Source organism: Fibrobacter sp. UWB15 (assembly GCF_900177705.1).
In the GTDB taxonomy this organism is placed as follows: domain Bacteria; phylum Fibrobacterota; class Fibrobacteria; order Fibrobacterales; family Fibrobacteraceae; genus Fibrobacter.
Genome location: NZ_FXBA01000003.1, coordinates 213,287 through 236,558 on the forward strand (window position 1 = coordinate 213,287; position 23,272 = coordinate 236,558).

21 protein-coding genes and 2 pseudogenes are annotated in these 23,272 nt (G+C 51.5%); 4 read left to right on the top strand and 19 right to left on the bottom strand.

Annotation, left to right across the window (positions count from 1 at the left end; all coding sequences use genetic code 11):
* Positions 1 to 55 precede the first annotated feature (55 nt).
* Both floA and B9Y58_RS07120 read left to right on the top strand, forming a co-directional pair.
* Positions 56 to 1,027, top strand: a complete 972-nt coding sequence (floA, locus tag B9Y58_RS07115; RefSeq protein WP_073054943.1) for a flotillin-like protein FloA — start codon at positions 56 to 58, stop codon at positions 1,025 to 1,027.
* A 5-nt stretch (positions 1,028 to 1,032) separates the two neighbouring features.
* Entirely contained in the window at positions 1,033 to 1,842 is an 810-nt protein-coding gene (locus tag B9Y58_RS07120; protein WP_073054942.1) for a hypothetical protein, read from the top strand.
* On the opposite strand, the gene B9Y58_RS07125 is transcribed toward B9Y58_RS07120, so the two are convergent.
* Both B9Y58_RS07125 and B9Y58_RS07130 read right to left on the bottom strand, forming a co-directional pair.
* Complete coding sequence (locus B9Y58_RS07125; RefSeq protein WP_073055199.1) at positions 1,843 to 2,628, bottom strand: transporter substrate-binding domain-containing protein; 786 nt, start codon at positions 2,626 to 2,628, stop codon at positions 1,843 to 1,845.
* Between the two features lie 22 nt (positions 2,629 to 2,650).
* Complete coding sequence (locus B9Y58_RS07130; RefSeq protein WP_073054941.1) at positions 2,651 to 3,418, bottom strand: transporter substrate-binding domain-containing protein; 768 nt, start codon at positions 3,416 to 3,418, stop codon at positions 2,651 to 2,653.
* Positions 3,419 to 3,589: 171 nt separating this feature from the next.
* On the opposite strand from B9Y58_RS07130, the gene B9Y58_RS07135 reads away from it, so the two are divergent.
* Complete coding sequence (locus B9Y58_RS07135; RefSeq protein ID WP_073054939.1) at positions 3,590 to 4,042, top strand: hypothetical protein; 453 nt, start codon at positions 3,590 to 3,592, stop codon at positions 4,040 to 4,042.
* Between the two features lie 5 nt (positions 4,043 to 4,047).
* Here the strand turns inward: B9Y58_RS07135 and B9Y58_RS07140 are convergent, their stop codons facing one another.
* The 17 genes and pseudogenes from B9Y58_RS07140 to B9Y58_RS07215 all read right to left on the bottom strand — a co-directional run bounded on the left by B9Y58_RS07140 (position 4,048) and on the right by B9Y58_RS07215 (position 22,640).
* The gene (locus B9Y58_RS07140; RefSeq protein WP_073054937.1) at positions 4,048 to 4,842 is read right to left on the bottom strand and encodes an amino acid ABC transporter ATP-binding protein; all 795 of its coding nucleotides are present in this window, start codon (positions 4,840 to 4,842) and stop codon (positions 4,048 to 4,050) included.
* A gap of 8 nt (positions 4,843 to 4,850) precedes the next feature.
* Positions 4,851 to 5,510, bottom strand: a complete 660-nt coding sequence (locus tag B9Y58_RS07145; RefSeq protein WP_072978795.1) for an amino acid ABC transporter permease — start codon at positions 5,508 to 5,510, stop codon at positions 4,851 to 4,853.
* Positions 5,510 to 6,301: an amino acid ABC transporter substrate-binding protein gene (locus tag B9Y58_RS07150; protein ID WP_073054935.1), complete on the bottom strand. Its 792-nt coding sequence runs from the start codon at positions 6,299 to 6,301 to the stop codon at positions 5,510 to 5,512. The genes B9Y58_RS07145 and B9Y58_RS07150 overlap by 1 nt, the downstream gene beginning before the upstream one ends.
* A 162-nt stretch (positions 6,302 to 6,463) precedes the next feature.
* Positions 6,464 to 7,543: a tetratricopeptide repeat protein gene (locus B9Y58_RS07155; RefSeq protein ID WP_233247881.1), complete on the bottom strand. Its 1,080-nt coding sequence runs from the start codon at positions 7,541 to 7,543 to the stop codon at positions 6,464 to 6,466.
* Positions 7,544 to 7,678: 135 nt separating this feature from the next.
* Positions 7,679 to 7,798, bottom strand: a pseudogene (locus tag B9Y58_RS15145) (LuxR C-terminal-related transcriptional regulator); the annotation flags it as partial.
* A 275-nt stretch (positions 7,799 to 8,073) separates the two neighbouring features.
* A pseudogene (locus B9Y58_RS07160) lies at positions 8,074 to 8,983 on the bottom strand (succinate dehydrogenase/fumarate reductase iron-sulfur subunit).
* Positions 8,984 to 9,131: 148 nt separating this feature from the next.
* The gene (locus tag B9Y58_RS07165; RefSeq protein WP_083532231.1) at positions 9,132 to 9,443 is read right to left on the bottom strand and encodes a type II toxin-antitoxin system RelE/ParE family toxin; all 312 of its coding nucleotides are present in this window, start codon (positions 9,441 to 9,443) and stop codon (positions 9,132 to 9,134) included.
* Positions 9,440 to 9,706: a type II toxin-antitoxin system Phd/YefM family antitoxin gene (locus B9Y58_RS07170; protein WP_073054927.1), complete on the bottom strand. Its 267-nt coding sequence runs from the start codon at positions 9,704 to 9,706 to the stop codon at positions 9,440 to 9,442. The genes B9Y58_RS07165 and B9Y58_RS07170 overlap by 4 nt, the downstream gene beginning before the upstream one ends.
* Positions 9,707 to 9,895: 189 nt before the next feature.
* Positions 9,896 to 10,807, bottom strand: coding sequence for a homing endonuclease associated repeat-containing protein (locus tag B9Y58_RS07175; RefSeq protein WP_158278338.1), 912 nt, complete (start codon positions 10,805 to 10,807; stop codon positions 9,896 to 9,898).
* Between the two features lie 357 nt (positions 10,808 to 11,164).
* Positions 11,165 to 11,941 carry a succinate dehydrogenase/fumarate reductase iron-sulfur subunit gene (locus tag B9Y58_RS07180; RefSeq protein ID WP_073054923.1) on the bottom strand — a complete coding sequence of 259 codons (777 nt, stop codon included), beginning with the start codon at positions 11,939 to 11,941 and terminating at the stop codon, positions 11,165 to 11,167.
* Entirely contained in the window at positions 11,941 to 13,854 is a 1,914-nt protein-coding gene (locus tag B9Y58_RS07185) for a fumarate reductase/succinate dehydrogenase flavoprotein subunit (protein WP_073054921.1), read from the bottom strand. Before B9Y58_RS07185 ends, B9Y58_RS07180 begins: the two co-directional genes overlap by 1 nt.
* A 17-nt stretch (positions 13,855 to 13,871) precedes the next feature.
* Positions 13,872 to 14,717: a succinate dehydrogenase cytochrome b subunit gene (locus B9Y58_RS07190; protein WP_073054918.1), complete on the bottom strand. Its 846-nt coding sequence runs from the start codon at positions 14,715 to 14,717 to the stop codon at positions 13,872 to 13,874.
* 37 nt (positions 14,718 to 14,754) lie between these two features.
* The gene (gene ndk, locus B9Y58_RS07195; RefSeq protein WP_072797367.1) at positions 14,755 to 15,207 is read right to left on the bottom strand and encodes a nucleoside-diphosphate kinase; all 453 of its coding nucleotides are present in this window, start codon (positions 15,205 to 15,207) and stop codon (positions 14,755 to 14,757) included.
* A 132-nt stretch (positions 15,208 to 15,339) separates the two neighbouring features.
* Positions 15,340 to 17,415, bottom strand: a complete 2,076-nt coding sequence (locus tag B9Y58_RS07200) for a peptidyl-prolyl cis-trans isomerase (RefSeq protein WP_073054916.1) — start codon at positions 17,413 to 17,415, stop codon at positions 15,340 to 15,342.
* Between the two features lie 54 nt (positions 17,416 to 17,469).
* Complete coding sequence (purL, locus tag B9Y58_RS07205; RefSeq protein WP_073054914.1) at positions 17,470 to 21,345, bottom strand: phosphoribosylformylglycinamidine synthase; 3,876 nt, start codon at positions 21,343 to 21,345, stop codon at positions 17,470 to 17,472.
* 149 nt (positions 21,346 to 21,494) lie between these two features.
* Positions 21,495 to 22,070 (bottom strand): hypothetical protein, encoded by a 576-nt coding sequence (locus B9Y58_RS07210; protein ID WP_073054912.1) that lies wholly within the window; start codon positions 22,068 to 22,070, stop codon positions 21,495 to 21,497.
* Between the two features lie 12 nt (positions 22,071 to 22,082).
* On the bottom strand, positions 22,083 to 22,640 hold the full coding sequence (locus B9Y58_RS07215; protein WP_073054910.1) for a hypothetical protein: 558 nt from the start codon (positions 22,638 to 22,640) through the stop codon (positions 22,083 to 22,085).
* Between the two features lie 124 nt (positions 22,641 to 22,764).
* Here B9Y58_RS07215 and B9Y58_RS07220 point away from each other — a divergent pair, with 124 nt between their 5' ends.
* Positions 22,765 to 23,271: a hypothetical protein gene (locus B9Y58_RS07220; RefSeq protein ID WP_073054908.1), complete on the top strand. Its 507-nt coding sequence runs from the start codon at positions 22,765 to 22,767 to the stop codon at positions 23,269 to 23,271.
* Position 23,272 lies beyond the last annotated feature (1 nt).

The window sequence follows — 23,272 nt, forward strand, 5'->3', positions numbered from 1 at the left end:
TTCTTTACTCAAATTATGTATATTACGAAAAGAAAACAAAAAATGGAGATAAACAATGGATACTCTTCTTATCGTTGGAATCATCATCGCGGCGATTGCCGTTATCGTTTTGCTCGCCTTTATTGGCAAGTTCTTCAGCCTATGGCTGCAGGCCTTGTTCTCCAAGGCAAACGTGAGCATTTTCCAGCTTATCGGTATGCGTCTGCGTAAGGTGCCGCCGCAGGTGATTGTTGAAGCCCGAATCCTCAGCTGCAAGGCAGGCCTCCCGGTCGACACGAACCTGCTCGAAGCCCACTACCTTAGCCGCGGTAACGTACTCCGCGTAATCCAGGCTTTGATTGCCGCGAACAAGGCGAACATCAAGCTCGACTTCAAGGAAGCCGCCGCTATCGACCTCGCCGGCCGTAACGTGCTCGAAGCCGTGCAGATGTCCGTGAACCCGAAGGTGATTGAAACGCCGAAGGTTTCCGCCGTGGCTCTCGACGGTATTCAGCTGCATGCCGTGACCCGTATTACCGTGCGTGCCAGCATCCAGAAGCTGGTCGGTGGCGCTGGCGAAGATACCGTGGTCGCCCGCGTGGGCGAAGGCATTGTGTCTTCTATCGGTTCTGCAAAGAGCCACAAGGACGTGCTCGAAAATCCGAACATGATTTCCAAGAAGGTGCTCGCTTCCGGCCTTGATGCCGGTACCGCCTTCGAAATTCTTTCGATTGACATCGCCGACGTGGACGTGGGCCAGAACATCGGCGCTATCCTCGAAACCGACCGTGCCGAAGCCGACAAGAAGATTGCACAGGCCAAGGCCGAAGAACGCCGCGCCATGGCGTACGCCGCCGAACAGGAAATGAAGGCCAAGGTCATGGAAATGAAGGCAAAACTTGTGGAAGCCGAAGCCCAGATTCCGATGGCCATGGCATCTGCCCTTCGCGACGGCAAGCTCGGCGTGATGGACTATTACAACCTCAAGAATATCGAAGCCGACACGCAAATGCGTAAAGAAATCGGAGCTGCCCCGGAGACTAAGTAGTAACCATGGAAGGACTACTCATTCTCATAGGGATATGGGTTCTCGATATCGTCATTAAGAAGGTCGCGGCCAACCGAAGGGAGCAACAGCAACGCGAACAACAAGTGCCACCGCAATACCAGAGCGATGACGACGAATTGAACGAATCCGAAGATCAGGCGCAAGGGTACCACCCTCCGCGCTCGTTACAGGATTTGATCCGTCAGTTCGAAAATGCCCAGCGTGAGGCGACGCAAGGCAACATCGAGCCCCCCACTCCCCCCGTGCAGCGCAAGCACCCAGAGCAGTTGACGCTCCGCGACATAGCCGAGGTCGTGATTGAAGTCGATGAAGTCAATCTGGAATTCTTGATGGAAGAATTCGACGTTGACGAAAACACCGCCACCGAGATGCTGATGGACCTACAGGCCCACCGCATCGTAGGCCACGACATGGGCGAAGGCGACTGCGACGTTTTAGTGCACGATCTGGAAGAACTCGACAACCTGCTCAGTCACGAAAAGCATGCCGAAGAATCACGCAATGAGACCCTTCGACAGGTGCAAGGTGACAATGATACGGAACGCGAAGACGCGCACCGCAAGGAACTGGAGCGCCAGCGTGAGCTGAACGCTCTCGAAGAACGCGCCAAGTCTGCACGTGAATCTGCCGCCGCATTCATGGGAAATGACGTCGTCAGCGGAACCGAACAGGCTCCGCGCCGCGCACCCCTTGTTTCGACTAAAAACCTTACCGACGTGCGCAAGGGATTCATCTGGGCTAAAGTCCTGGACGAGCCCCGCTTCAAGCGCCGCTGGAGCGCTCAGTACCGGTAACTACTTACCGAACCACTTGACCGTAATATCAACGAATTTGCCGTCTTTCTTCATCGAAGCAAGGACGGCATTTATTGTATCGCGGAGAGCCTTGTCAGCCTTGCGGAACCCGACTGCATAAAATTCATTGTACACGCCATCTTCCAAAATGGCATAATTTTTATTGTTCAAGACATTCCAATACTTGGCTGCGACTTCATCCATAAACACTGCTTCGACAGAATCTTGCACCATAGCATCCAGCGCAAGGTTCATAGTTTCAAACTGCACGATTTCCTTGACATCCTTTTTAATTTCAGACTGTTCGATCATCGACCAAGCAGTCGAAGCATACTGGACACCAATCTTTTTACCCTTCAAAGAATCCAAGCTATTGTAGGCCTCATTCTTCACCATGAAAACCAGTCTGTTGGTGAGGTAAGGATCGCTCAAGTTCATGGCCGAAGTTCGAGATTCGTCGACGCTCATGCCATTCCACACGCAGTCAATATTTTCCGTATTCAATTCTTTTTCCTTGTCAGCCCAAGGAATCAAGTGCAGTTTAAGTCTCAGTCCCAGACGAGAGCAAACCTCACGCGCTAGGTCAACATCAAAACCCACAACATTGCTGTCCTTATCGGTAAAGACCATGGGCGGATAATCCCCCATATGGCCCATCACCAGGATTCCAGAAGCCTTTACTCTATTGTAGGAATAATCCGAATTCAGGGATAATTTTTTTTCATTGCACCCAGAAAGAGCAACAATGCAGGCAATCGCAGAAACAACCGAGAAAAACTTTTTCATGACGTTTTCCTTTTTTAGATGCTTATTTGCCAAACCACTTCATCGAAATTTTCACAAAACGACCATCAATTTTCATCGTATTCAAAATGTCATTTACGGCATTGCGGAGCGCCTGGTCATTCTTGCGGAAACCGACAGCAAGTTTTTCTTTTATATGAGGGTCTACCCAAAAAAAGTATTCTTTCTTGTATTTATAGATCAGATACTTTGCGATGACCTCATCCACGTACACAACGTCTACGTCGCCGCTGTCCAAAGCCGCAAGCGCCTTGAGGTTGTCTTCAAACGCGATGATTTCCTTGGCTGACATCCCTATCTTCGACGTGACAAGATGATCTTGCGAAGTGGACCCCTTCTGCAAGGCAATTCTCTTACCCATTAGCGAATCCATATTCACAAGCGAAGAATCCTTCACCACAAAGTACATGCCATTTTTTAAGTACGGATCGCTCAAACTCATCGAAGAAGCTCGGGCGCTATCGACACTCATACCATTCCAAATACAATCGATCGCTCCCGAATTCAGTTCATGTTCCTTGTTTTCCCAATTAATCGGAACTGTCTTGAGTTTGATACCTAGGCGGGCGCAAACTTCTATGGCAAGATCAATATCAAAGCCAACGATGTCGCCATCCTGGTCGTAAAAGCCCATAGGCGGATAATATGCATCGAGGCCAATGACCAATTCGCCCTTCGCCATCACCTTCTTGTAGGAATCATCTCCACTTTCACAGCCAACGGAAGCCAGAGCTAAGGCAACAAGAGCAATAAACGCAAAAATCTTTTTCACTTTTCAATCCTTCTTCGTCATAAAAATAAGATTTTTTTCTACAAAAAATAGGCTGTTGCGCTAAATTGCAGGCTCCATAGTTTCATGGGGGACGCTTCACGGTAGGTTCAGTCGAGCTCATCTTTTTTCTGTATTTATTGTATTTTTCCCATAGGGATCGAGGAAAATATCATGAGAAAGCTACTCAGGAAAATCAGCGTATTCGCGTGTTCCATATTCTGGGGGAACGGCGCAAGAAGCGGCAATCCGTTCAGGTTTATCCGCAAGTACTGGGTACAACTGCTCCTTTCTTCCATTGCCATACAGACAATCGCCTGCGCATACGGCGGCGAAGACCCGTACGACTATTCCAATGATTGCGAGCCGGTATTCGACACCGAGAAATTCTCGAACGAAGGTTACACCGACTGCGAAAAGCAGATTGTGGAGCAGGCCCTGATTGCAAAGGACCTGCAAGACAATCTGGGCAAGCGCGAAGACGCCACCATAGAGGCCTGGAACGAGGTGCGCCAGAAAATCAGCGAGATTGCCGAGACCTGCGACATGAAAGCTCTCAAAACCGAGGGCTCAATATCGTCGTACTACTGCTCAGACGGCAGAACCATAAACGTCAGCGACCACTAAAGGCATCAAGCCTTTGAAAAACGGCTCAGGAACTGCGCCAGGCGCTCGTTGCCCGATTCGCGGAACACGTGGTCGGGGGTCCCCTGTTCCACAATGACACCGCCGTCCATGAAGATGACCTTGTCGGCCACGTCGCGGGCAAAGGCCATTTCGTGAGTCACGATGACCATGGTCATCTTGTCTTCAGCCAGTTTCTTGATAATCTTGAGCACTTCGCCGGTGAGTTCCGGGTCCAAGGCACTCGTCGGCTCATCAAAGAAAAGAATCTTCGGGTTCATCGCGAGCGCGCGGGCAATGGACACGCGCTGCTGCTGGCCGCCGCTGAGTTCGCAAGGGTAAGCCTTTTCCTTACCTTCAAGGCCCATGCGCTTGAGCAGGAACCGCCCCATGGCGCGGGCATCCTTGCGTTCGTCCCCCAGCACACGCACCGGAGCGAGGCAAAGGTTCTGGAGCACCGTCAGGTGCGGGAACAAGTTGAAGTTCTGGAACACGAGTCCCGTAGAAAGGCGAATTTCACGAAGCGTTTTAGCCGGAGCATACTTGACCGCAGCGCCCTTCGCCGAATCATTCGGCACCACCATGTCCTTGCCGTCGACCTGCACCAGGCCGCCGTCAACCGTTTCGAGCTGGGTAAGGCAGCGCAACAGCGTACTCTTGCCGGAACCGCTGGGTCCGATAATCGAGAGCACCTCGCCCGCCTTCAGGTCAAAAGAAATATCCTTGAGCACATGCAAGTCGCCAAAGGACTTCTTGACGTGTTCTACCTTGAGGATCGGCGCAGATTCATTCACATTTCCCATTCCACGCCTCACTTATAGTAATTGAGCTTGCGTTCCACGTAGGCAAAAAGCACGCTCAGCAAAAGGTTCGCCACATAGTAGAATACGCCCGCCACGAACAGCGGGTAAATGCTCGCGTAAGCGGCCTGCTGTTTCTTGGCCAGCGCAAAAAGTTCCGTCACCGCAATCACCTGCGCAAGGGAGGTGTCCTTCACCAGAGTGATGACTTCGTTAGCGCTGGCGGGTACCACGCGCTTTACCACCTGCGGGAGGATAATACGGAAGAACGTCTGCGTGCGGGTCATGCCCAGCATGTAGGCCGCCTCGTACTGCCCCTTGGGTATGGACTGGATGCCGCCGCGGAAAATTTCAGCAAAGTAGGCCGCATAGTTTATCGAAAACGCCACAATCACCGCCGGGAAGCGGTCAAAGGAAAAATCCACGCCCGCATATTCGCTCAGGTAGTAGGAACCAAAGTAAATCGCCACAATCTGGAGCAGCAAAGGGGTGCCGCGCATCACCGAGATGTAGAACGATACCGGGTAACGCACCACGCGCCACTTGCTCATCTTGAGAACCGCAATGAGCAGACCCAACGGAATTGAGAACAGGAGCGTGAGCCCGAAAATGGCGAGCGTCGTGCAGAAGCCGCCCCAAAGGATAGGCAAAAGCGTTGACAATTCCGACATTACTTGCCGAACCACTTGGCAGAGATTTCGTCGAACTTGCCGTCGGCCTTCATGGCGGCCAGGGTAGAGTTCACGGCATCACGCAGGGCCTGGTCTTTTTTGCGGAAACCCACGGCATAGACTTCGTCGGAGAGGCCTTCCTCGAGCACCGTGTAGTCCTTCGCGTTCGTCACAATCCAGTACTTGGCCACGATTTCGTCCAGGAACACGGCGTCGACACCGCCCTTGTCCAAATCCATAAGCGCCGTCTGGTTGTCGTCAAACGGGACGATTTCCTTGGCAGCCTTGCCCGCTTCGGAAGCATCCAAAAGCTTCTGGGCGGTAGAACCGTTCTGCACGGCAATCTTCTTGCCGGCGAGGGCCGCGAGATTTGCAAGAGCCTTGTCCTTCACCGTGAAAATCATGCGGTTCTTGAGGTACGGGTCGCTCAAGTTCATCGCTTTCGCACGGGCGCTGTCCACGCTCATGCCGTTCCAGATGCAGTCAATCTTGCCGGTGTTCAGTTCCTGTTCCTTCGCATCCCAGGAAATCGGCTGCGTCTTGAGCTTCACGCCCAGGCGCGCACAAACTTCGGTAGCGAGGTCGATATCGAAACCCACGATGTTGTTGTCCTTGTCGCGGAAACCCATCGGCGGAAAAGAATCGTCGAGACCGAGCACGAACTCGCCCGCCGCTTTCACCTTGTTCAGGGATTCATCGGCCTGAGTCTTGGATTCCGCCTTCTGGTCGTTGCAGGCAGAAAGAACCGCGGCACACGCAACCGCCGCAAACATCGCAAAAATCTTTTTCATTGAAACTCCTTTTTTTTACCAAATATAAAAAACTCATGACGATCTAAAATTAAACCGTCATGAGCGAGGTGTTTAGAAATAAAAACTCCCCTAACCTTTTTAAAGATAAACAACGACGGTATTACTTGTCTATAGCCCAAACGGGTTATTTTCGTGCCTATTTTATGACAGAAAAACGTTGCTAACGCTACCAAGAAGCGCATCTTTCGTAGGCGAAGGGATTCCCTTCAAAATATGCTCCAGGTCAGACTTCTGGAAATTCGGATGGTATTCAAAAAACACCCGTATATGCTTTTCACTTTCCTTGAAATTGCCCCTTTTGTTATTGCAGGCAATCAGCATAAGCCTAGCTAAGGTCGATTCCGGATGGAACATCAAAACTTGATTTAACGTTTCTTCACATTCCGCAAACTTGCCCTGCAAGAAAAAGATGAACGCCCTTGGTGTAGAATGGAGGAGCACGCCTTCGGGCCCCTTAATAAACCGGGAGCCTTCGTTCAGCAAACGCAAAGCCTCGTCCATCTGCCCCGCGAACATACAGAGCTGAACCAGAATACGCCGAGACCTAACACACTGCGGAAGATCAGCCAAGATCTGCCGAAGGTAAGGAACAGCTCCATTTTTGTTCCCGATCGCCATATTGTAAACCGCCATCATGAACTGGGCGTATACAGAATAGGGATTGTTCCGCATTGCGGCACAGGCAAGCGATTCTATTTTTGCAACATACTCCTTGGCGTTCACCCAGGATTCCGTTATGGCAACATAATAGGCCCAAACAAGCGTATAGGGTACAAATATGGGGCTTTTCTCCGCTTTAGCCAACGGCTCCAATTCGTTGACTATTTCATCAAACGAATCCCGGCAAATATTGTCGATTTTGACATTGGCAAAAGAAGTGGCATACCACCACCGGGGAGCCAATTCCTTGTTTTGTTCATAAGTCTGCGCCGCCGAATGGAACAAAAGCCTAAAAATCTGCATCGCCACCTGCGTTCCCACCAGTCCAAAATCGTCGTTAGCGTTAACCTGTAGCGATTCCGACCAAAGAATATCCGCCGTTTTTCCTTTGTATAGAGTTACAAAGAAGGTATTTTCTTTGTTCAAGACCGGGGATATTTTTACCTGATACGTTGCCGCGGACGAAGCGTCTTCGCCCTCGTTGATTGAAAAAAGCCGGTACCGGTTCAAGGCTTGGATGATAGAGAGATAAAGCTCTTTTGCAGGGGGAAAAACGTCCAAGGCTTTCCCATCTATAAACGCGATGTGGATTTCTTCGTCGACAGCTGGTTTTTTACGTCTTTCTTCAAGATCGACAGATACCGCTTCGGTCCTGTTCGTGACATCGAGAATCTTGTAGATGTTTGCTAGATGGACCTTGACCGTATTCGCCGAGATATTCAACGCCCTGCAAATTTCAACATTCGTAAGCCCTCTACGGAGCAAGGAGAGGATTTCCTTTTGTCGCGATGTTAAACATTTACCAGGCTCTGCCATACATAAGCAAATATATCTATAAAGTTAGATTTTATAGAAACCCAACCATAAAAAATATCTGTTTTTTTATTTATTTCATTTATATGCCAAAAAGGGCCGCATCGCTGCGGTCCCTTTTTAATGCTGGTCTGGATCCTTCGACTCCGAGGCTACGCCTCTTCGCTCAGGATGACAATGCCGGATATTAATCGTTGCGCTTGCGCCCTACGGGCTTAAGCGCAGACTCGCGGCGCCTCGGTCATGAGCAAGCGAGCTTGCTCGCGACGCTCGGCTTGCTAGTCTTTTCCATAAACCTTTTCGGCGTAGGTCACGGTGGCGCCGAGGTATTCGCGGTTCATCTTGGCGATGTAATCCACGGTGATACCCTTCGGGCAGGCGGCCTGGCATTCGTAAAGGTTCGTGCAGTTGCCGAAGCCTTCCTTGTCCATCTGGGCGACCATGGCGAGCACACGCTTCTTCGCCTCGACCCTATGACGACCGTTCGCGCTAGACGCATAAAAAAAACTCTAATTAGCGCTCACTCTCGCCAACACGACTCGTCAATACGAGTCGCTTTTGGCTCACAGCCTGCGGCAAGAAGCTGAGGTGAGAAACCTTGGCAGATACGAAGAGCATTGCGGATGCGTTCTTACAAGCGGCCACGCAGGCACCGCAACCGATACAGGCGGCAGCGTCAAAGGCGCGGTCGGCATCGGCCTTGGGAACCGGAATCGTGGATGCTTCAGGAGCGGCACCGGTATTCACAGAAACGAAGCCACCGGCAGCGATGATGCGGTCGAAAGCGGTACGGTCAACGGCGCAGTCACGGATAACCGGGAATGCGGCGGCGCGCCACGGTTCGATCACGATGGTGTCGCCATCCTTGAACTTGCGCATGTGAAGCTGGCAAGTGGTGGTCGCATGGTCAGGACCGTGCGGCATACCGTTGATGACGAGAGAGCACATGCCACAGATACCTTCGCGGCAGTCGTGGTCGAAGGCGAAGCCTTCCTTGCCCTGCTTCATCTGTTCTTCGTTCACAATGTCGAGCATTTCCAAGAAGGACATGTCCGGAGAAACATCGTTGATCTTGACAGTTTCGAACTGTCCCTTGGTCTTGGCATCCTTCTGACGCCAAATCTTCAAAGTCAAATTGAATCCGTCGCCGTCGCGGCATTTTCTTTTTGGCGTTCCCGCACATTGCATGTGCGGTCGGGCTATATTTTAGGGGCAGTTGTCATCGCGACGCTTGCCACCCGCCGCCTAAAACGGTGCCACAGCACCGCCCCAAGGGGTCACTATCCCTAACGCAAATGCGGCAAGAACGTTCTGCTCGCACCGGCATCAGGTTTTGTTACAAAAGCGAAATGATATTTCTTTTATTGTATAAAACTCGGGCGACGGTGACTAGCTTGGCAACATCGTCAATCCAATAGAATACGGAGTAATTCTGCACGACCATCTTCCTGAATTCGTGCGACAGCGGGCGAATCGGAATATAGACCGCATAGGCATAGGGAAAATCGGAAAGGGTGTTGATTCGTTCAACAATGTCTGTTGCCAAGTGACTTGCGGATTCCGGCGAACCAAGTTCATCCGAAATGTAGGCGACCATTTCTTTCAGGTCTTCAAGAGCAAGTCCGAGATACTCGACTCTATATTTCATACCGATACGCTGTGTTCCAGTTCCTTGAGAATTTCTTCCGAGGTATAGCGCTTGTCGGAAGTTGCCGCTTGCATTTCAGCCTCATGCAACTTGGCATAAATCTCATTTTCAGTCTGGATTTGAGCGTAGGCTTCCATACTCATAAGGACCATATCGCCATAGCCGTCCTTTGTCAAGAACACAGGACGTCCAGTTTCATGGACTGTCTGGGCAATGTCGTCAAGACAATCTTGCAAATCTGAAACAGGTCTTATGGCGTTCATAGAAACTCCTTGAGTATATCTGCAATATACATTATTTAACTGACAAAAGCAAGCATCACATATTTCTATTGACACTCAAATGAGAAATAATTCGGCGGGCAGACTGTCCCACCGGTTTACGCTTTTCCGTTAAAACGTAATTCCTTGAGAATTTCTTTCGAAATTTAAAATTATGTCTAAACAATTAAGTTAAAGAACATCACTCTTCCCTAAGTTGCATTTAGAACATAATGTTTGCAAATTATTAAGAACAGTCTCTCCACCTTTCGACCAAGGCTTTATGTGGTCTACATGTAATACAACGGAAGGATCTTTTGCAGGAGACGCTCCACAAGCACAACATTTGAAATTATCCCTTTGCAAGACGATAAATCTCAATCTTGTTGTTATGGTCCTTGATGTTGTATGTTTATCTGGTTGCGAAATTTTTGCTTCACTTTGTTTTGGAGCTTCATCTTCTACAACGACTTTTTCTTCACATTTAGGTTCAAGATCACCTGTATCATCTTCGTTCACATAATTTACAAATGCTTCCAATGCTTTTCGCCAACCACCAAAGCGGCGTTTAAAAGTGTCTAAAGAATACTTGCAAATATTTGAGTTTGTTAAATCAGTTGATGTAGGCTGTCTTCCCAAAAGTGTCCAAATTCTTTCTATTTCATCAAAGCATTCTTGTTCTGTAATTTTATCTTTCGAAAAACCAGTTTCTTCTAGACCAGCATTTTTTAGCGCAATGTTCCATTTTTTAAATCTACTGCAAATATAGTCTGCTGAATATTTCCCATACTTTTTGTATTCTGCATAAGGAACAGTCTTTAATTTTATTTTTTCCGCAACATTTAACAAGTCTTCATAAATTTTCTTATCTGGAATTATTTTTAATTCAGATTTGGTCCTTTCGGTTCTCAATCCGGCCTTTTTTAGGGCGTTCACCCATGTTCCAAAATGACGTTGGATTGCATTTAGAGAATATTTTCCATATTTTCTGTATTCAGAAATAGCGATTCGATCTTTTTTCAGTAGTTCGGAAGTCTTTTTTATGTCTTGAATTATCTCTTCATCTGATAATTCTCTCTTATATTCGTTAAGAACAAACTTCATACTTCTATCCATTAACCAAATGTTCTAAAAATAAAGACTCCCAAACTAATATACATTAATTCGCGCTCTTCCAATATATTATCAGACACGTTGAATAAGAATAAGCAGGGCGTTGCGGGGCGGCGAATGAGCCCCGCAGTGGGGGTGCGCGGAAGACCCAACGGGGCTGAAGCCAGGGGGATCCGTCCCCCACCATAAAAAAAGGGAACTGCCGTTAAGCAGTCCTCTTTTAAAGGAGATCCCCGCCTGCGCGGGGATGACATGTTAGGAGTGGATTGCTTCACCCCTATTCGGGGTTCGCAATGACGTGCAACGCGAAATGATTTTCATTTCACATTACACATCCCACATTCCACATTAATCCTTGCCATAAACCTTTTCGGCGTAGGTCACGGTAGCGCCGAGGTATTCGCGGTTCATCTTGGCGATGTAATCCACGGTAATACCCTTCGGGCAGGCAGCCTGGCATTCGTAAAGGTTCGTGCAGTTGCCGAAGCCTTCCTTGTCCATCTGAGCGACCATGGCGAGAACGCGCTTCTTGGCCTCGACCTTGCCCTGCGGCAAGAAGCTGAGGTGAGAGACCTTCGCAGAAACGAAGAGCATTGCAGAAGCGTTCTTACAGGCAGCCACGCAGGCACCGCAACCGATACAGGCGGCAGCGTCGAAGGCGCGGTCGGCATCAGCCTTGGGAACCGGAATCGTGGATGCTTCAGGAGCGGCACCGGTATTCACAGAAATGAAACCGCCAGCCTGGATGATGCGGTCGAATGCGGTACGGTCCACGGCGCAGTCACGGATAACCGGGAATGCGGCGGCGCGCCACGGTTCGATCACGATGGTGTCGCCATCCTTGAACTTACGCATGTGAAGCTGGCAAGTGGTAGTCGCATGGTCAGGACCGTGCGGCATACCGTTGATGACGAGAGAGCACATGCCACAAATACCTTCGCGGCAGTCGTGGTCGAAGGCGAAGCCTTCCTTGCCCTGCTTCATCTGTTCTTCGTTCACGATGTCCAGCATTTCCAGGAAGGACATGTCCGGGGAAACATCGTTGATCTTGACAGTTTCGAACTGTCCCTTGGTCTTGGCATCCTTCTGACGCCAAATCTTCAAAGTCAAATTCAGTCCGCTCATTATTTGTAGCTCCTAGTAGCGAGGTGGACGTTATCAAAGGTAAGAGGTTCCTTGGAAAGTTCCGGTGCGACACCGTCGCCCTTGTACTCCCAGGCACCCACGTAGCAGAAGTTCTCGTCGTCGCGCTTGGCTTCGCCTTCCGGAGTCTGGCTTTCTTCGCGGAAGTGGCCGCCGCAAGATTCCTTGCGGTGCAGGGCGTCGAGAGTGAGGACTTCGGCGAATTCGAGGAAGTCTGCAACGCGGCCGGCACGTTCGAGGTTCTGGTTGAAGGAACCTTCGGAGCCGAGCACGTTGACGTTTTCCCAGAATTCGGCACGGAGGGCCGGAATCTTCTCGAGGGCGGTCTTGAGGCCGGCCTCGTTACGAGCCATGCCCACGTATTCCCACATGATGTTACCGAGTTCACGATGGATATCGTTGACCGTGCGGTGACCTTTGATGGAGAGGAGCTTGTGGATGCGTTCTTCGGTCTGCTTCTTGCAGTCTTCGAACGCGGCATCGGATTCGGAAACCTTCTCGAGCTTGGTGCCCGCGAAGTAGCCGCCGATGGTGAACGGAATGACGAAGTAACCGTCGGAGAGGCCCTGCATAAGAGCAGAAGCGCCGAGGCGGTTTGCACCGTGGTCGGAGAAGTTGGCTTCACCGAGAACGAAGCAGCCCGGAATCGTGGACATCAGATCGTAGTCCACCCAGAGGCCGCCCATGGTGTAGTGGATGGCCGGGAAGATACGCATCGGGACCTTGTACGGGTCTTCGTCGGTAATCTTTTCGTACATCTGGAAGAGGTTGCCGTACTTGGCAGACACGCCTGCAACGCCCATGCGCTGGATAGCGTCGGCGAAGTCGAGGTACACGGCCTGCTTGGTGTTACCCACGCCGAGACCTGCGTCGCAGACCTGCTTGGCGTTACGGGAAGCCACGTCACGCGGCACCAGGTTACCGAAGCTCGGGTACTTTTCTTCGAGGTAGTAGTAACGTTCTTCTTCGGGGATCTGGTCCGGGCTGCGGGTGTCGCCCGCCTTGCGCGGAACCCAGATACGGCCGTCGTTACGGAGAGATTCACTCATCAAGGTGAGCTTGGACTGCAGGTCGCCGTGGCGAGGAATGCAAGTCGGGTGAATCTGCGTGTAGCAGGGGTTAGCGAACAGGGCGCCGCGCTTGTAGGCACGGAATGCAGCCGTGACGTTGGAACCCTGAGCATTTGTAGAAAGGTAGTAGACGTTACCGTAACCACCGGTGCAGAGGCACACAGCGTCACCCACGTGGCTTTCAAGTTCGCCAGTGATGAGGTTACGGACGATGATACCGCGAGCCTTGCCGTCGATCACGACGAGGTCCATCATTTCGCGGCGGGGGAACATCTTCACCTTACCGGCGGCAACCTGGCGCATGAGGGCCTGGTAGGCACCGAGCAAGAGCTGCTGACCCGTCTGACCGCGGGCGTAGAACGTACGGGAAACCTGCGTACCACCGAAAGAGCGGTTGTCGAGGAGGCCACCGTATTCACGACCGAACGGAACACCCTGGGCGACGCACTGGTCGATGATGAGGTTCGAGTTTTCGGCCAAGCGGTGCACGTTGGCTTCGCGAGCGCGGAAGTCACCGCCCTTCACGGTATCGTAAAACAGACGGTAAACGGAGTCGCCGTCGTTCTTGTAGTTCTTGGCAGCGTTGATACCACCCTGGGCAGCAATGGAGTGTGCGCGACGGGGGCTATCCTGGATGCAGAAAGACTTGACATTGTAACCAAGTTCGGCGAGGGATGCGGCAGCGGATGCACCGGCAAGGCCAGTACCAACCACGATTACCGTGAACTTACGCTTGTTGGCGGGGTTCACGAGCTTGAGTTCGAACTTGTGCTTGGTCCACTTTTCTTCGATGGAACCACCGGGGATTTTAGAATCAAGAATCATTAGTGGGCTCCTTAAAATTAAGCGTTAAAAGAAACTTCGACGGTGCCGACAGAAGGAATCACGTAAGAAGTCTTGGCGGCTTCCTTGTCCTTCTTCATCTGTTCGTACTGCGGCTGGAGGCTGCGGGACTTTTCGATGAGGGCCTGGGTACCCGGCTGATTAGCGAGGTAGAAGGCTGCAACGGCGGTGATACCGAAACCGAGGGCAACGATAATGCTGTAAGCGATACCGGCGATGTCGATAATCGGGGTCCACTTCTGGTGAGCAATGCCCATGGTCTGGAAGGCAGAAGAAATAGCGTGGAAGAGGTGCATACCGATCACGAACATGCTGACCACATAGAATGCAGCCCAAGCCGGGTTAGCAAACATCTGGATGGTGGTGAGCCACATGTCGCGGACGATTTCACCTTCGGCATTCACATAGAGGTAGTGTTCGCCGAACTTGAGCATCATGAGGTGCTGCACGAGGAAGCCGAGAATGAAGAGACCGGACCAGATCATGGTGAAGGTTGCGAAAGTCTTCTTGCCCTTGCGAGCGTTGACTTCGTAGTCGATGCCACCGCGAGCCTTCTTGTTCTCGATCTTCAGCTTGATAGCAAGGAAGATGTGGAGAGCGAAAGCAGCCACCAGCACCAGTTCAACAAGATAAATCATCTTGATCGGGAAGTGGAGCGGGTTGAATCCGGTCAGGAATTCGGTGTAGGCATTGTAAGATGCCTGAGCCGCAGCCTGATCGAAATTCAGAAGCTGGAAGTTACCACACATGTGGCCGAAGATGAACAGGGCGAGGAACGCGCCTGTGCATCCCATGATCTGCTTCTTACCGATGGAAGAGGTAAGATACTTGACGATCCATTGCATTGAGTTGTGTCTCCTTGAGGGGGGTTATTTTTGAAACTTAGAGGACGCAGCAGGCCTTGAGGCTCGGCATTTCGTAAGCGTAGCGTTCGTCTTCCTTGAACCAGAAGTCCAGTTCGCGCTTGGCGGATTCGGGACTGTCGGAGCTGTGCACGACGTTTTCAGTCATGGAAGGGGCAAAATCGTAGCGGAGGGTACCGGGTTCCGCCTTAGCCGGATTGGTGGCGCCGTTGATGGCGCGAACCTTGGCAATGGCATTTTCGCCGCCGAGGGCGAGCATCACGGACGGGCCCTTGGTCATGTAGGCTTCGAGTTCCGGGAAGAACGGCTTTTCCACGTGTTCGGCGTAGAAACCGCGAGCATCAGCAGAGGTCATCTGGTGCATCTTCACGGCGCAGACGGAGAGGCCTGCAGCGATGTAACGGTCGATAATGCGTCCAATGAGGCCAGACTTGACTGCATTGGGCTTGATCATTGCAAATGTCATTTCCATAGTAGGTACCTTTTGTTTGAAAGTATGTGAAATATAGATTTTAGTAGGAAGTAGGAAGTAGGAAGTAGGAAGTAAAAAGACAAAAAAACTGCCTACTTCCTACCGTCTACTGTCTACGGCGAGCTTTGCGAGCTACTCTTCGGCTTCGATTTTCTTCATCAGGTCTTCGGCGAGTTTGCCGTTACTCTTGATGTTGTCGACGAGCCACTGGGCAGATTCCTTGAGTTCGCTGTTCGGATACTTTTGAAGGAATTCTTCCAGCACCTTCAGAGCCTTGTCGTTCCAGCCCAGGTTTTCGTTGAGCATAAAGCCGCGACTGAACATGGCCTTTTCGGCATTTACGCTATTCGGCCACATGGTGTAGAAGGCGTAATACTCCCCTTCCGCATCCATAAATTCTTCGTTTTCACCCTGAATCTGAGCCATTTCATAAGCGACACGTTCAAACAGGCTGTCGTTTTCGGCATAAGCATACATAACATCACGGTAGGCGTAATAGGCATCGGATTTCTTACCGGCCTGGTAAAGGGAATCCGCACGAGCGATTAGCTTGTCAGCAATCTTGTAGGGTTTGAATTCGGCAATACCCGTATCATACAGATGAACATCGGCCTGGTTATAGGCTTCTGCAGCAAATCTATCGGTCATTGTCGCCGTATACTCGCCCACATTCCTGTTATAAATTTCCGAAATACTTTGTTCATAAGTCTTGCCTGCATAAATCATGCGGTAGCACATGAAGTAATCATGCTTGTACAAGTTTTCGGGGAACAAGGCAATCTTGCGTACCAGACTCTTGGACTGTTCGTAAGAATAGCCCGCCTGAATAGAATTACGAACATATTCGTAGAATGCTTTCAAAGTATCTTCCGGAACATCCTTGTCAAATAATTTCTTTTCGACATAACGATCCGACAGATATTCCAAACGGTTATAGCGGTACAAGGCCCTGTATTCCCAGGAATGGTTCAGCTTCAGTTCCTTTGCAATTTCAGCATAGGCGAAAGTTTCTGCGATCATCTGCACCATCTTTTGATGGATTTGCTGAGTTAATACTCGACGGAAATACGCTTCATTAAACCTGAGCAAATCGGCTTCGGTAAAAACCGGCTTGCCAGCGATAGTGATCAACACCGCAGAAGAATCCACTTCGAAATAGGTTCCCGCCTTGACGCCAGCTTCGATACCAGCCCCCACGCGATCATAGGACTTGAGCTTTGCAGGATCAACGGCAGCAAGGTAGAAACGATGGAAGTTTTTCATGTCGTTTGCACGAATCACCGGTGTCACAAAGCCAGGTTCCTTACCTTCCAAAGCAGAAGAAAGGTCATTTACCAAGCCAATGCCATAGGGCAGCGCATAATTCTGCTTGACATGTCCCACATAGCCGCTGTCTTTTGCAGTCTTCTGATTGGAACTGTTTGCATATGCAGCAGCCTTGAACTGTTCAAGAGACGGCGTTTCGGCAAACAAGTTGGCAAGCTTCGCGGAATCTCCCTGCACATGGTACAGTTCATAACCAGGGGCGGTCATGAATTCATCCTTGTGGGAATTGTAATACGTCTTCGCATCGACTGCGGAAACTTCTTGAAGACCTACGTGAGCCTTTTCGAGAATATTTTCCGACATTTCGTAACGCAACGTGCGACGATGCATATCCGCGTAATTCTTCTTCTGTTTTAGGAGTTCTTCTTCCGAAGGATTTTCAAGTTTAAGCGAATCTTTCACATACGCATCGAACTGTTCCTGATTCTTTGAAACATAGTAGTAGTTTGCGACATCGCCACGAACCATCAAGAAATCACCCGTAGAATCGGACGGGAACAGATTGCGGTTGGCATCGTAGAACTGACGCAGTTCTGCATCGCTATACATCAAGCATTCCATGACGTAATAGCGCTGGTACACCATCATCAAGATGCGCGATTCCAAATCAGCAAAATGCGTTTTCCAATCTTCAGCCAATTCAGGATATTCTGCAAGAGCTCTCGTTACAAGTGCAGCCTTCGAATAGAGCTTGTCGTACAGGAACTGACCTTTAGTCGTCTTGTACGTTTCTCCATTTTTCATGAGCAGTGCATAATCTTCTTGATAGACCTTTTCGCCATCGATGCGAGCCAGGAGCGTATCCTTGTCGCCGATACCGTTACAGCCGTTCAATACAAACAGCGATGCCAATGAAACAAGAGCCAGGAGTTTTGCCTTCATAATTCCTCTGGTTAAGATTTCAAGACAGCAATTTTTGACACTAAGCTACAAAAATTAACCCACGAAGATACGTCCGTTGCGGAACAACTGCATCCACGGACCGTCTTCGCCCCATTCTGCCGGGTGCCAGGAGTACTGGCAGGTACGGAACACGCGTTCGGGGTGCGGCATCATCACGAGGGCGCGACCGTCTTCGGAGCAGAGGCCGTTGATGCCGAACGGGGAACCGTTAGGGTTCAGCGGGTAGCGTTCAGTGTATTCGTGCTTGCCGTCCACATAGCGGAGCGCCACGAGACCGGTCTTCAGGCAGGCTTCGGCGGCTTCGCGGCTAGCGAATTCCGCGCGGCCTTCGCCGTGTGCGACCGCAATGGGGAGCACGGAGCCTGCCATGCCCTTGAGGAGCACTGCCGGAGTGTCTTCGACCTTGAGCGTGCAGAAGCGGGCCTCGAAGCGTTCGGAGAGGTTCTGCACAAAGCGCGGCCAGTGCTTGGCACCCGGAATCAGGTCCTTGAGGTTAGAGACCATCTGGCAGCCGTTGCAGACGCCCAGCGTGAAGGTGTCCTTGCGGTTGAAGTAAGCCTCGAATTCGGCACGGGCCTTCGGGTTGAAGAGGATGCTCTTGGCCCAGCCTTCGCCGGCACCGAGAACGTCACCGTAGCTGAAGCCACCGCAAGCCACGAGACCGTTGAAGTCCTTGAGGCTTACGCGACCTTCGAGAATGTCGGTCATGTGAACGTCGATAGATTCGAAGCCGGCCTTCTGGAAGGCGGCGGCCATTTCGAGTTCGCCGTTGACGCCCTGTTCACGGAGGATTGCCATCTTCGGGCGGCTTGCGTAATCCTTGATAATCTTGGCAGACGCCGCCACGTCGAAGGTGACCTTCGGCGTGATACCCGGATTGTCCTGTTCCAGCTTGAGCTTGTATTCGCTTTCGGCGCAATCCGGGTTATCGCGGAGGGCCGCGATGCGGCGGGTCGTGTCGCTCCAGATGGCGCGGAGATCCGAGAGGCCTTCGGCGTAGTCGCCGATGACCAAGTTGTAAGAATCGTTAAGCGTTGCAATTTCAGAAACCGTATCGCCGAGGCCGACGGCTTCGAAAGCGGCCTTAACAGCAGCGAGGTCGGCATTCTTCACCTGGAGCACGGCACCGAGTTCTTCGTTGAAGAGGGCGTCGATGAGGTTACCCTTGAGGGCGTCGGCCTTCACCGTCACGCCCACGTGGCCTGCGAATGCCATTTCGGCAAGCGTCGTGTAGAGGCCGCCATCGCTCTTGTCGTGGTAGGCCATAATCTTGCCAGCCGCATTGAGCTTCTGGATTGTTTCGAAGAAGGCGCGGAGTTCCTTAGCGGAATCAACATCCGGAGCCTTGTCACCGAGGTTGCAGTAAACCTGAGCGGCAATGGAGGCGCCCATGCGGTTCTTGCCGCGAGCAAGGTCCACGAGAACGAGCGTAGAATCCTTGTCCTGCAACAGCTGCGGGGTAAGTGTCTTGCGTACATCGGCGCAAGGTGCAAAGGCGCTGATCACGAGAGAAATCGGAGCGGTCACGCGGTGGCTACCCTTGTCATCCTGCCACACGGTGCTCATGCTCATGGAGTCCTTGCCCACCGGAATCGTAATGCCGAGATCCGGGCAGAGTTCCATACCGATAGACTTCACGGCTTCGTAAAGGTCGGCACCGTCGCCTTCGTAGTTCGGCGTAGCCATCCAGTTTGCAGACAAGTTCACGCGGCCCATATCAGGCACGCAAGCGGCAGCCATGTTCGTGAGGGATTCTGCCACCGTCATGCGGGCAGCGGCCGCCGGAGAAATCAAGGCAACCGGGGCGCGTTCACCCATGCTCATGACTTCACCTTCGTAAGTATCAAGCGTTGCGCTTGTCACGGCGCAGTCGGCGACCGGCACCTGCCACGGGCCAACCATCTGGTCGCGGCAAATCATACCCGTCACAGAACGGTCACCAATAGAAATGAGGAACGTCTTGTCAGCGACGGTCGGGTTTGCAAGCACGCGGTGCGCCACATCCTTAATGGAGGCATCGGCCGGAACCACCGTGGAATTGAGCGGACGCTTCTGGCTCTTTTCGTTACGAATCATGCGGGGCGGCTTGCCGAGGAGCACGCCGAGCGGCATGTCAATCGGAGTCGTACCGAAGTGCTTATCGGTCAGGGTCAGGTGCTTTTCAGGGATAGCCTCGCCCACCACAGCATACGGGCAGCGTTCACGCTTACAGATTGCGTCGAACACATCCAGCTTGTCGCCAGCGATTGCAATCACATAGCGTTCCTGGGATTCGTTACTCCAGATTTCGAACGGGCTCATACCCGGTTCGTCGTTGGGGACGTTACGCAATTCAAACTTACCGCCGAGACCGCCATCGTTCACGAGTTCCGGGAAGGCGTTAGAAAGTCCACCTGCACCCACGTCGTGAATAAAGGTAATCGGGTTTTCTTCGTCCATCGCCCAGCAGCGGTCGATGACTTCCTGGCAGCGGCGTTCCATTTCGGGGTTTTCACGCTGCACCGAGGCAAAGTCGAGAGATTCATTACCGGCACCGTTAGCCACAGAACTTGCGGCACCACCACCGAGACCGATGAGCATCGCCGGACCGCCGAGCACAATCAGGTGGTCACCCGGGTCGATGTGGCCCTTTTCGATATGTTCATGCTTGATGTTACCGAGACCACCGGCCAACATAATCGGCTTGTGGTAACCGCGGACTTCCTTGCCGTTCTGGGCATCGACTTCCTGTTCGAAAGTACGGAAGTAACCGAGAATGTTCGGACGGCCGTATTCGTTGTTGAACGCAGCGCCACCGAGCGGGCCTTCGATCATGATGTCGAGGGCAGACGCAATACGGGACGGGCTTCCGAAGTCCTTTTCCCAAGGTTGGACTGCACCCGGCAGTTTCAAGTTCGAAACGCTAAAGCCCGTGAGGCCGGCCTTCGGCTTACTGCCCTTACCCGTGGCACCTTCATCACGGATTTCGCCACCACTACCAGTAGCGGCACCCGGGAACGGAGAAATAGCCGTCGGGTGGTTATGGGTTTCAACCTTCATCAAGATGTCGACTTCTTCGTGGTGGAAGTCGTACTTGTTGTTGCGCGGGTCAGCGTAGTAGCGGCCTGCGACAGCGCCCTTCATCACGGCGGCGTTGTCCTTGTAGGCGCTAAAGATGTTGGAGTTGTGGAGCTGGTAGGTGTTCTTGATCATCTGGAACAGGGACTTGTCCTGCTTGACGCCGTCGATGGTCCATTCGGCACCGAACACCTTGTGGCGGCAGTGCTCCGAGTTGGCCTGCGCGAACATGTAGAGTTCCACGTCGGTGGGGTTGCGCTTGAGTTCGGTGAAGTTCTTTACCAAGTAATCGATTTCGTCGGAGCTCAGAGCGAGGCCCATTTCTTTATCTGCTTTTACGAGGGCGTCGCGGCCTTCGGTAAGCACCGGAATCACGTTCAGCGGACGCGGTTCTTCCTTGCTGAAGAGAACTTCCAAGGAGGCGGTATCGGCAAACACGGCCTGGGTCATGCGATCGTGAATCTTGGCGGAGATTTTCTCACGGGCGCCAGCCGGTGCAGCACCTTCAAACTTTACATAGTAGGCAATAGCGCGTTCGATGCGCTTGATGGCCGGGAGGCCGCAAATGTGGGCAATATCGGTAGCCTTGGAACTCCACGGGCTGATGGTACCCGGACGCGGGCACACCACGAAGAGTTCGCCTTCGAGAGCCTTGGGTTCGCGGGCCGGACCGTAGTGCAGCACCTTCTTCAAAGTTTCGGTTTCCGCATCGGATAGGCCCTCGGACAGGTCCACTACGTGCAGGAATTCAGCGTAAACGGAAGCGACAGAAAGGCCTGCGCTCTTGAAATCGGAAGAAAGTTTCTGGAGACGGAAATCCGACAGAGCCGGCGTACCACGTAAAATGAGCATTATAAACCTCGGTTTGATTTTTTACGAGGGGAAATTTAGAAATTAGTAGACAGTAGGAAGTAGGAAGTAGGCTGAAATAATCACAACAAGAAACGGCCCGCAGAGCGGGTCGTTTCTTACAATTTTATAACTCGTTGAGTGTCAAGCGATTAGCGCTTTTTGCCCTTCTTGCCTTTTTTGCCCTTGGCGGCCTTGGCGGGCTTTGCAGCCTTCTTCGGGGCCGGAGCTTCTTCAACAGCTTCTTCGGCGCCATCTTCGCCTTCCTCAGCTTCCTCAATTTCTTCGCCCGGATTACCGACGAGAGCGTTCACGTTCACAGAGACGAGGCCAGCCAGAGATTTGACTTCGGTTTTCTTGTCGACTTCGACTTTCGAGAACTTGGAGATGATGTAGTAGGCACCCGTGGCTTCAAAGCGGCGAGTCATGTTCGCAATGCTCATGGAGCCCTTGGTAGACGGGAAATACTTGGATTCCAGACGAGCCTGGTCCTGAGAAGTCTTTACAGACTGCACGGTTTCGCAAGCCAGGGACCACACGCCCTTGTTCACATCGATAGAGTTGTTCACGTATTCGATGATCTTGGAGGCACCCTTGTAGGAATTGGTGGTGGTCTTGGTGTAGTGTTCCGTAGCCTGGGACACGTAGCTACCCTTCTGCATCAAAAGTGTCGCAAGGAGAGCGATAACCAGAACGGTGAGTGCAATCGAAATATTCTTTACGTTCATTTTCACAACTCCTTATTCAAAATGGTAGGCCGCAGGGGCTTCGAGCTTAAATTGATCGGCCATGTTGTAGTTGGCAAGAGCACTGTAGTCGCTGGACTTCAGCTTGCCCTTTGCAAACGTGAACGAAATGACGCAGTTCTTACCGCAAGCCACTTCCTTGACGCCGCCTTCGTTCTTCAAGAGGAACTTGTCGGCAAGGCCGGCCTTTTCGTAAATGGAATTCTGGGCCTGGGGAGGAATGCCTGCAGCTTCGTACATGTAAGAAAGCTGCTTGAAACGGGCATCCTTGTCGCCTTCGATTGCCTTGACGGCGGCATCGAAAGCGGCTTCGGTCTTTGCAGTGGTCAGAGTCGCATAGACAAGGCGCCAAGCCATACCGTACTGGTCGACAGCCTTCCACTGTTCCTGAACGGCACCATTGGAAAGTTCGAGGTAGGCATCCACCTGTTCTTTCACCGTCTTCTGGGCCTGGTCGTTGTACTGGCCCTTCAGAACCATCATCAAGGCAAACAAGCCGATAATGAGCACAATATCGACAATCATCAAAATTTTGAATTTCTTTTTGTCCATAAGTATCCTTTTGCAAGTTTTTTGCATATAGAATTTACTTCCAAAATAAAAAAAAACAAGCAAACTTTCCGAAATTTAAGGCTTTTTTACAGAAAACACCCCCTTTTTTAGTATATTGCAGGCCATGAGCGAACAAGAAAACAAAGAAATGCTCCCCTCCCAGGTCATTTTCGAAAACCTCAAAGAACTTATCAGGGCTAAAAACACGGCCCACGAATCCATGTTCAAATTTCACTGGAAAAAGATGTGGCCATTCAACCTGTTCTGGCCGCAAGTGGATTTTGAGCGAATTGTTCGACTCATGAGCGAAATCCGCAAGAACGCCATTAACCAAAAAAACTTGGTCCTACAGGCAAAGTCCAAGGCAAAGCCTTTCGAAAAGACTTTCCTTGACGCCATTCCCGCCTACTTGGACGCGCTCGATGTTTCTTGTCAAAAACTTTCTGCCGCAGCTCAATGGAAACAGGACATGCTCATGAAACGCATTCATAAAGATGTCAAGTTCCGCCGCGACGTATCGGAATGGAGCCGGATTCTAAAGGAATACGAAGACGCACAAGGCAACTTGGTTCGCGCCGGTGCCATTGTGCAAATGGGTTGGGGCGAAGTCGTTCAAAATTTGAATAAGTAGA

What these genes read in the sequence shown, in the direction of transcription:
- floA (WP_073054943.1), top strand. Translation starts at nt 56, where the DNA reads ATGGATACTCTTCTTATCGTTGGAATCATCATCGCGGCGATTGCCGTT.
- B9Y58_RS07120 (WP_073054942.1), top strand. Translation starts at nt 1,033, where the DNA reads ATGGAAGGACTACTCATTCTCATAGGGATATGGGTTCTCGATATCGTC.
- B9Y58_RS07125 (WP_073055199.1), bottom strand. Translation starts at nt 2,628, where the DNA reads ATGAAAAAGTTTTTCTCGGTTGTTTCTGCGATTGCCTGCATTGTTGCT.
- B9Y58_RS07135 (WP_073054939.1), top strand. Translation starts at nt 3,590, where the DNA reads ATGAGAAAGCTACTCAGGAAAATCAGCGTATTCGCGTGTTCCATATTC.
- B9Y58_RS07140 (WP_073054937.1), bottom strand. Translation starts at nt 4,842, where the DNA reads ATGGGAAATGTGAATGAATCTGCGCCGATCCTCAAGGTAGAACACGTC.
- B9Y58_RS07145 (WP_072978795.1), bottom strand. Translation starts at nt 5,510, where the DNA reads ATGTCGGAATTGTCAACGCTTTTGCCTATCCTTTGGGGCGGCTTCTGC.
- B9Y58_RS07150 (WP_073054935.1), bottom strand. Translation starts at nt 6,301, where the DNA reads ATGAAAAAGATTTTTGCGATGTTTGCGGCGGTTGCGTGTGCCGCGGTT.
- B9Y58_RS07165 (WP_083532231.1), bottom strand. Translation starts at nt 9,443, where the DNA reads ATGAAATATAGAGTCGAGTATCTCGGACTTGCTCTTGAAGACCTGAAA.
- B9Y58_RS07170 (WP_073054927.1), bottom strand. Translation starts at nt 9,706, where the DNA reads ATGAACGCCATAAGACCTGTTTCAGATTTGCAAGATTGTCTTGACGAC.
- B9Y58_RS07175 (WP_158278338.1), bottom strand. Translation starts at nt 10,807, where the DNA reads ATGAAGTTTGTTCTTAACGAATATAAGAGAGAATTATCAGATGAAGAG.
- B9Y58_RS07180 (WP_073054923.1), bottom strand. Translation starts at nt 11,941, where the DNA reads ATGAGCGGACTGAATTTGACTTTGAAGATTTGGCGTCAGAAGGATGCC.
- B9Y58_RS07185 (WP_073054921.1), bottom strand. Translation starts at nt 13,854, where the DNA reads ATGATTCTTGATTCTAAAATCCCCGGTGGTTCCATCGAAGAAAAGTGG.
- B9Y58_RS07190 (WP_073054918.1), bottom strand. Translation starts at nt 14,717, where the DNA reads ATGCAATGGATCGTCAAGTATCTTACCTCTTCCATCGGTAAGAAGCAG.
- ndk (WP_072797367.1), bottom strand. Translation starts at nt 15,207, where the DNA reads ATGGAAATGACATTTGCAATGATCAAGCCCAATGCAGTCAAGTCTGGC.
- B9Y58_RS07200 (WP_073054916.1), bottom strand. Translation starts at nt 17,415, where the DNA reads ATGAAGGCAAAACTCCTGGCTCTTGTTTCATTGGCATCGCTGTTTGTA.
- purL (WP_073054914.1), bottom strand. Translation starts at nt 21,345, where the DNA reads ATGCTCATTTTACGTGGTACGCCGGCTCTGTCGGATTTCCGTCTCCAG.
- B9Y58_RS07210 (WP_073054912.1), bottom strand. Translation starts at nt 22,070, where the DNA reads ATGAACGTAAAGAATATTTCGATTGCACTCACCGTTCTGGTTATCGCT.
- B9Y58_RS07215 (WP_073054910.1), bottom strand. Translation starts at nt 22,640, where the DNA reads ATGGACAAAAAGAAATTCAAAATTTTGATGATTGTCGATATTGTGCTC.
- B9Y58_RS07220 (WP_073054908.1), top strand. Translation starts at nt 22,765, where the DNA reads ATGAGCGAACAAGAAAACAAAGAAATGCTCCCCTCCCAGGTCATTTTC.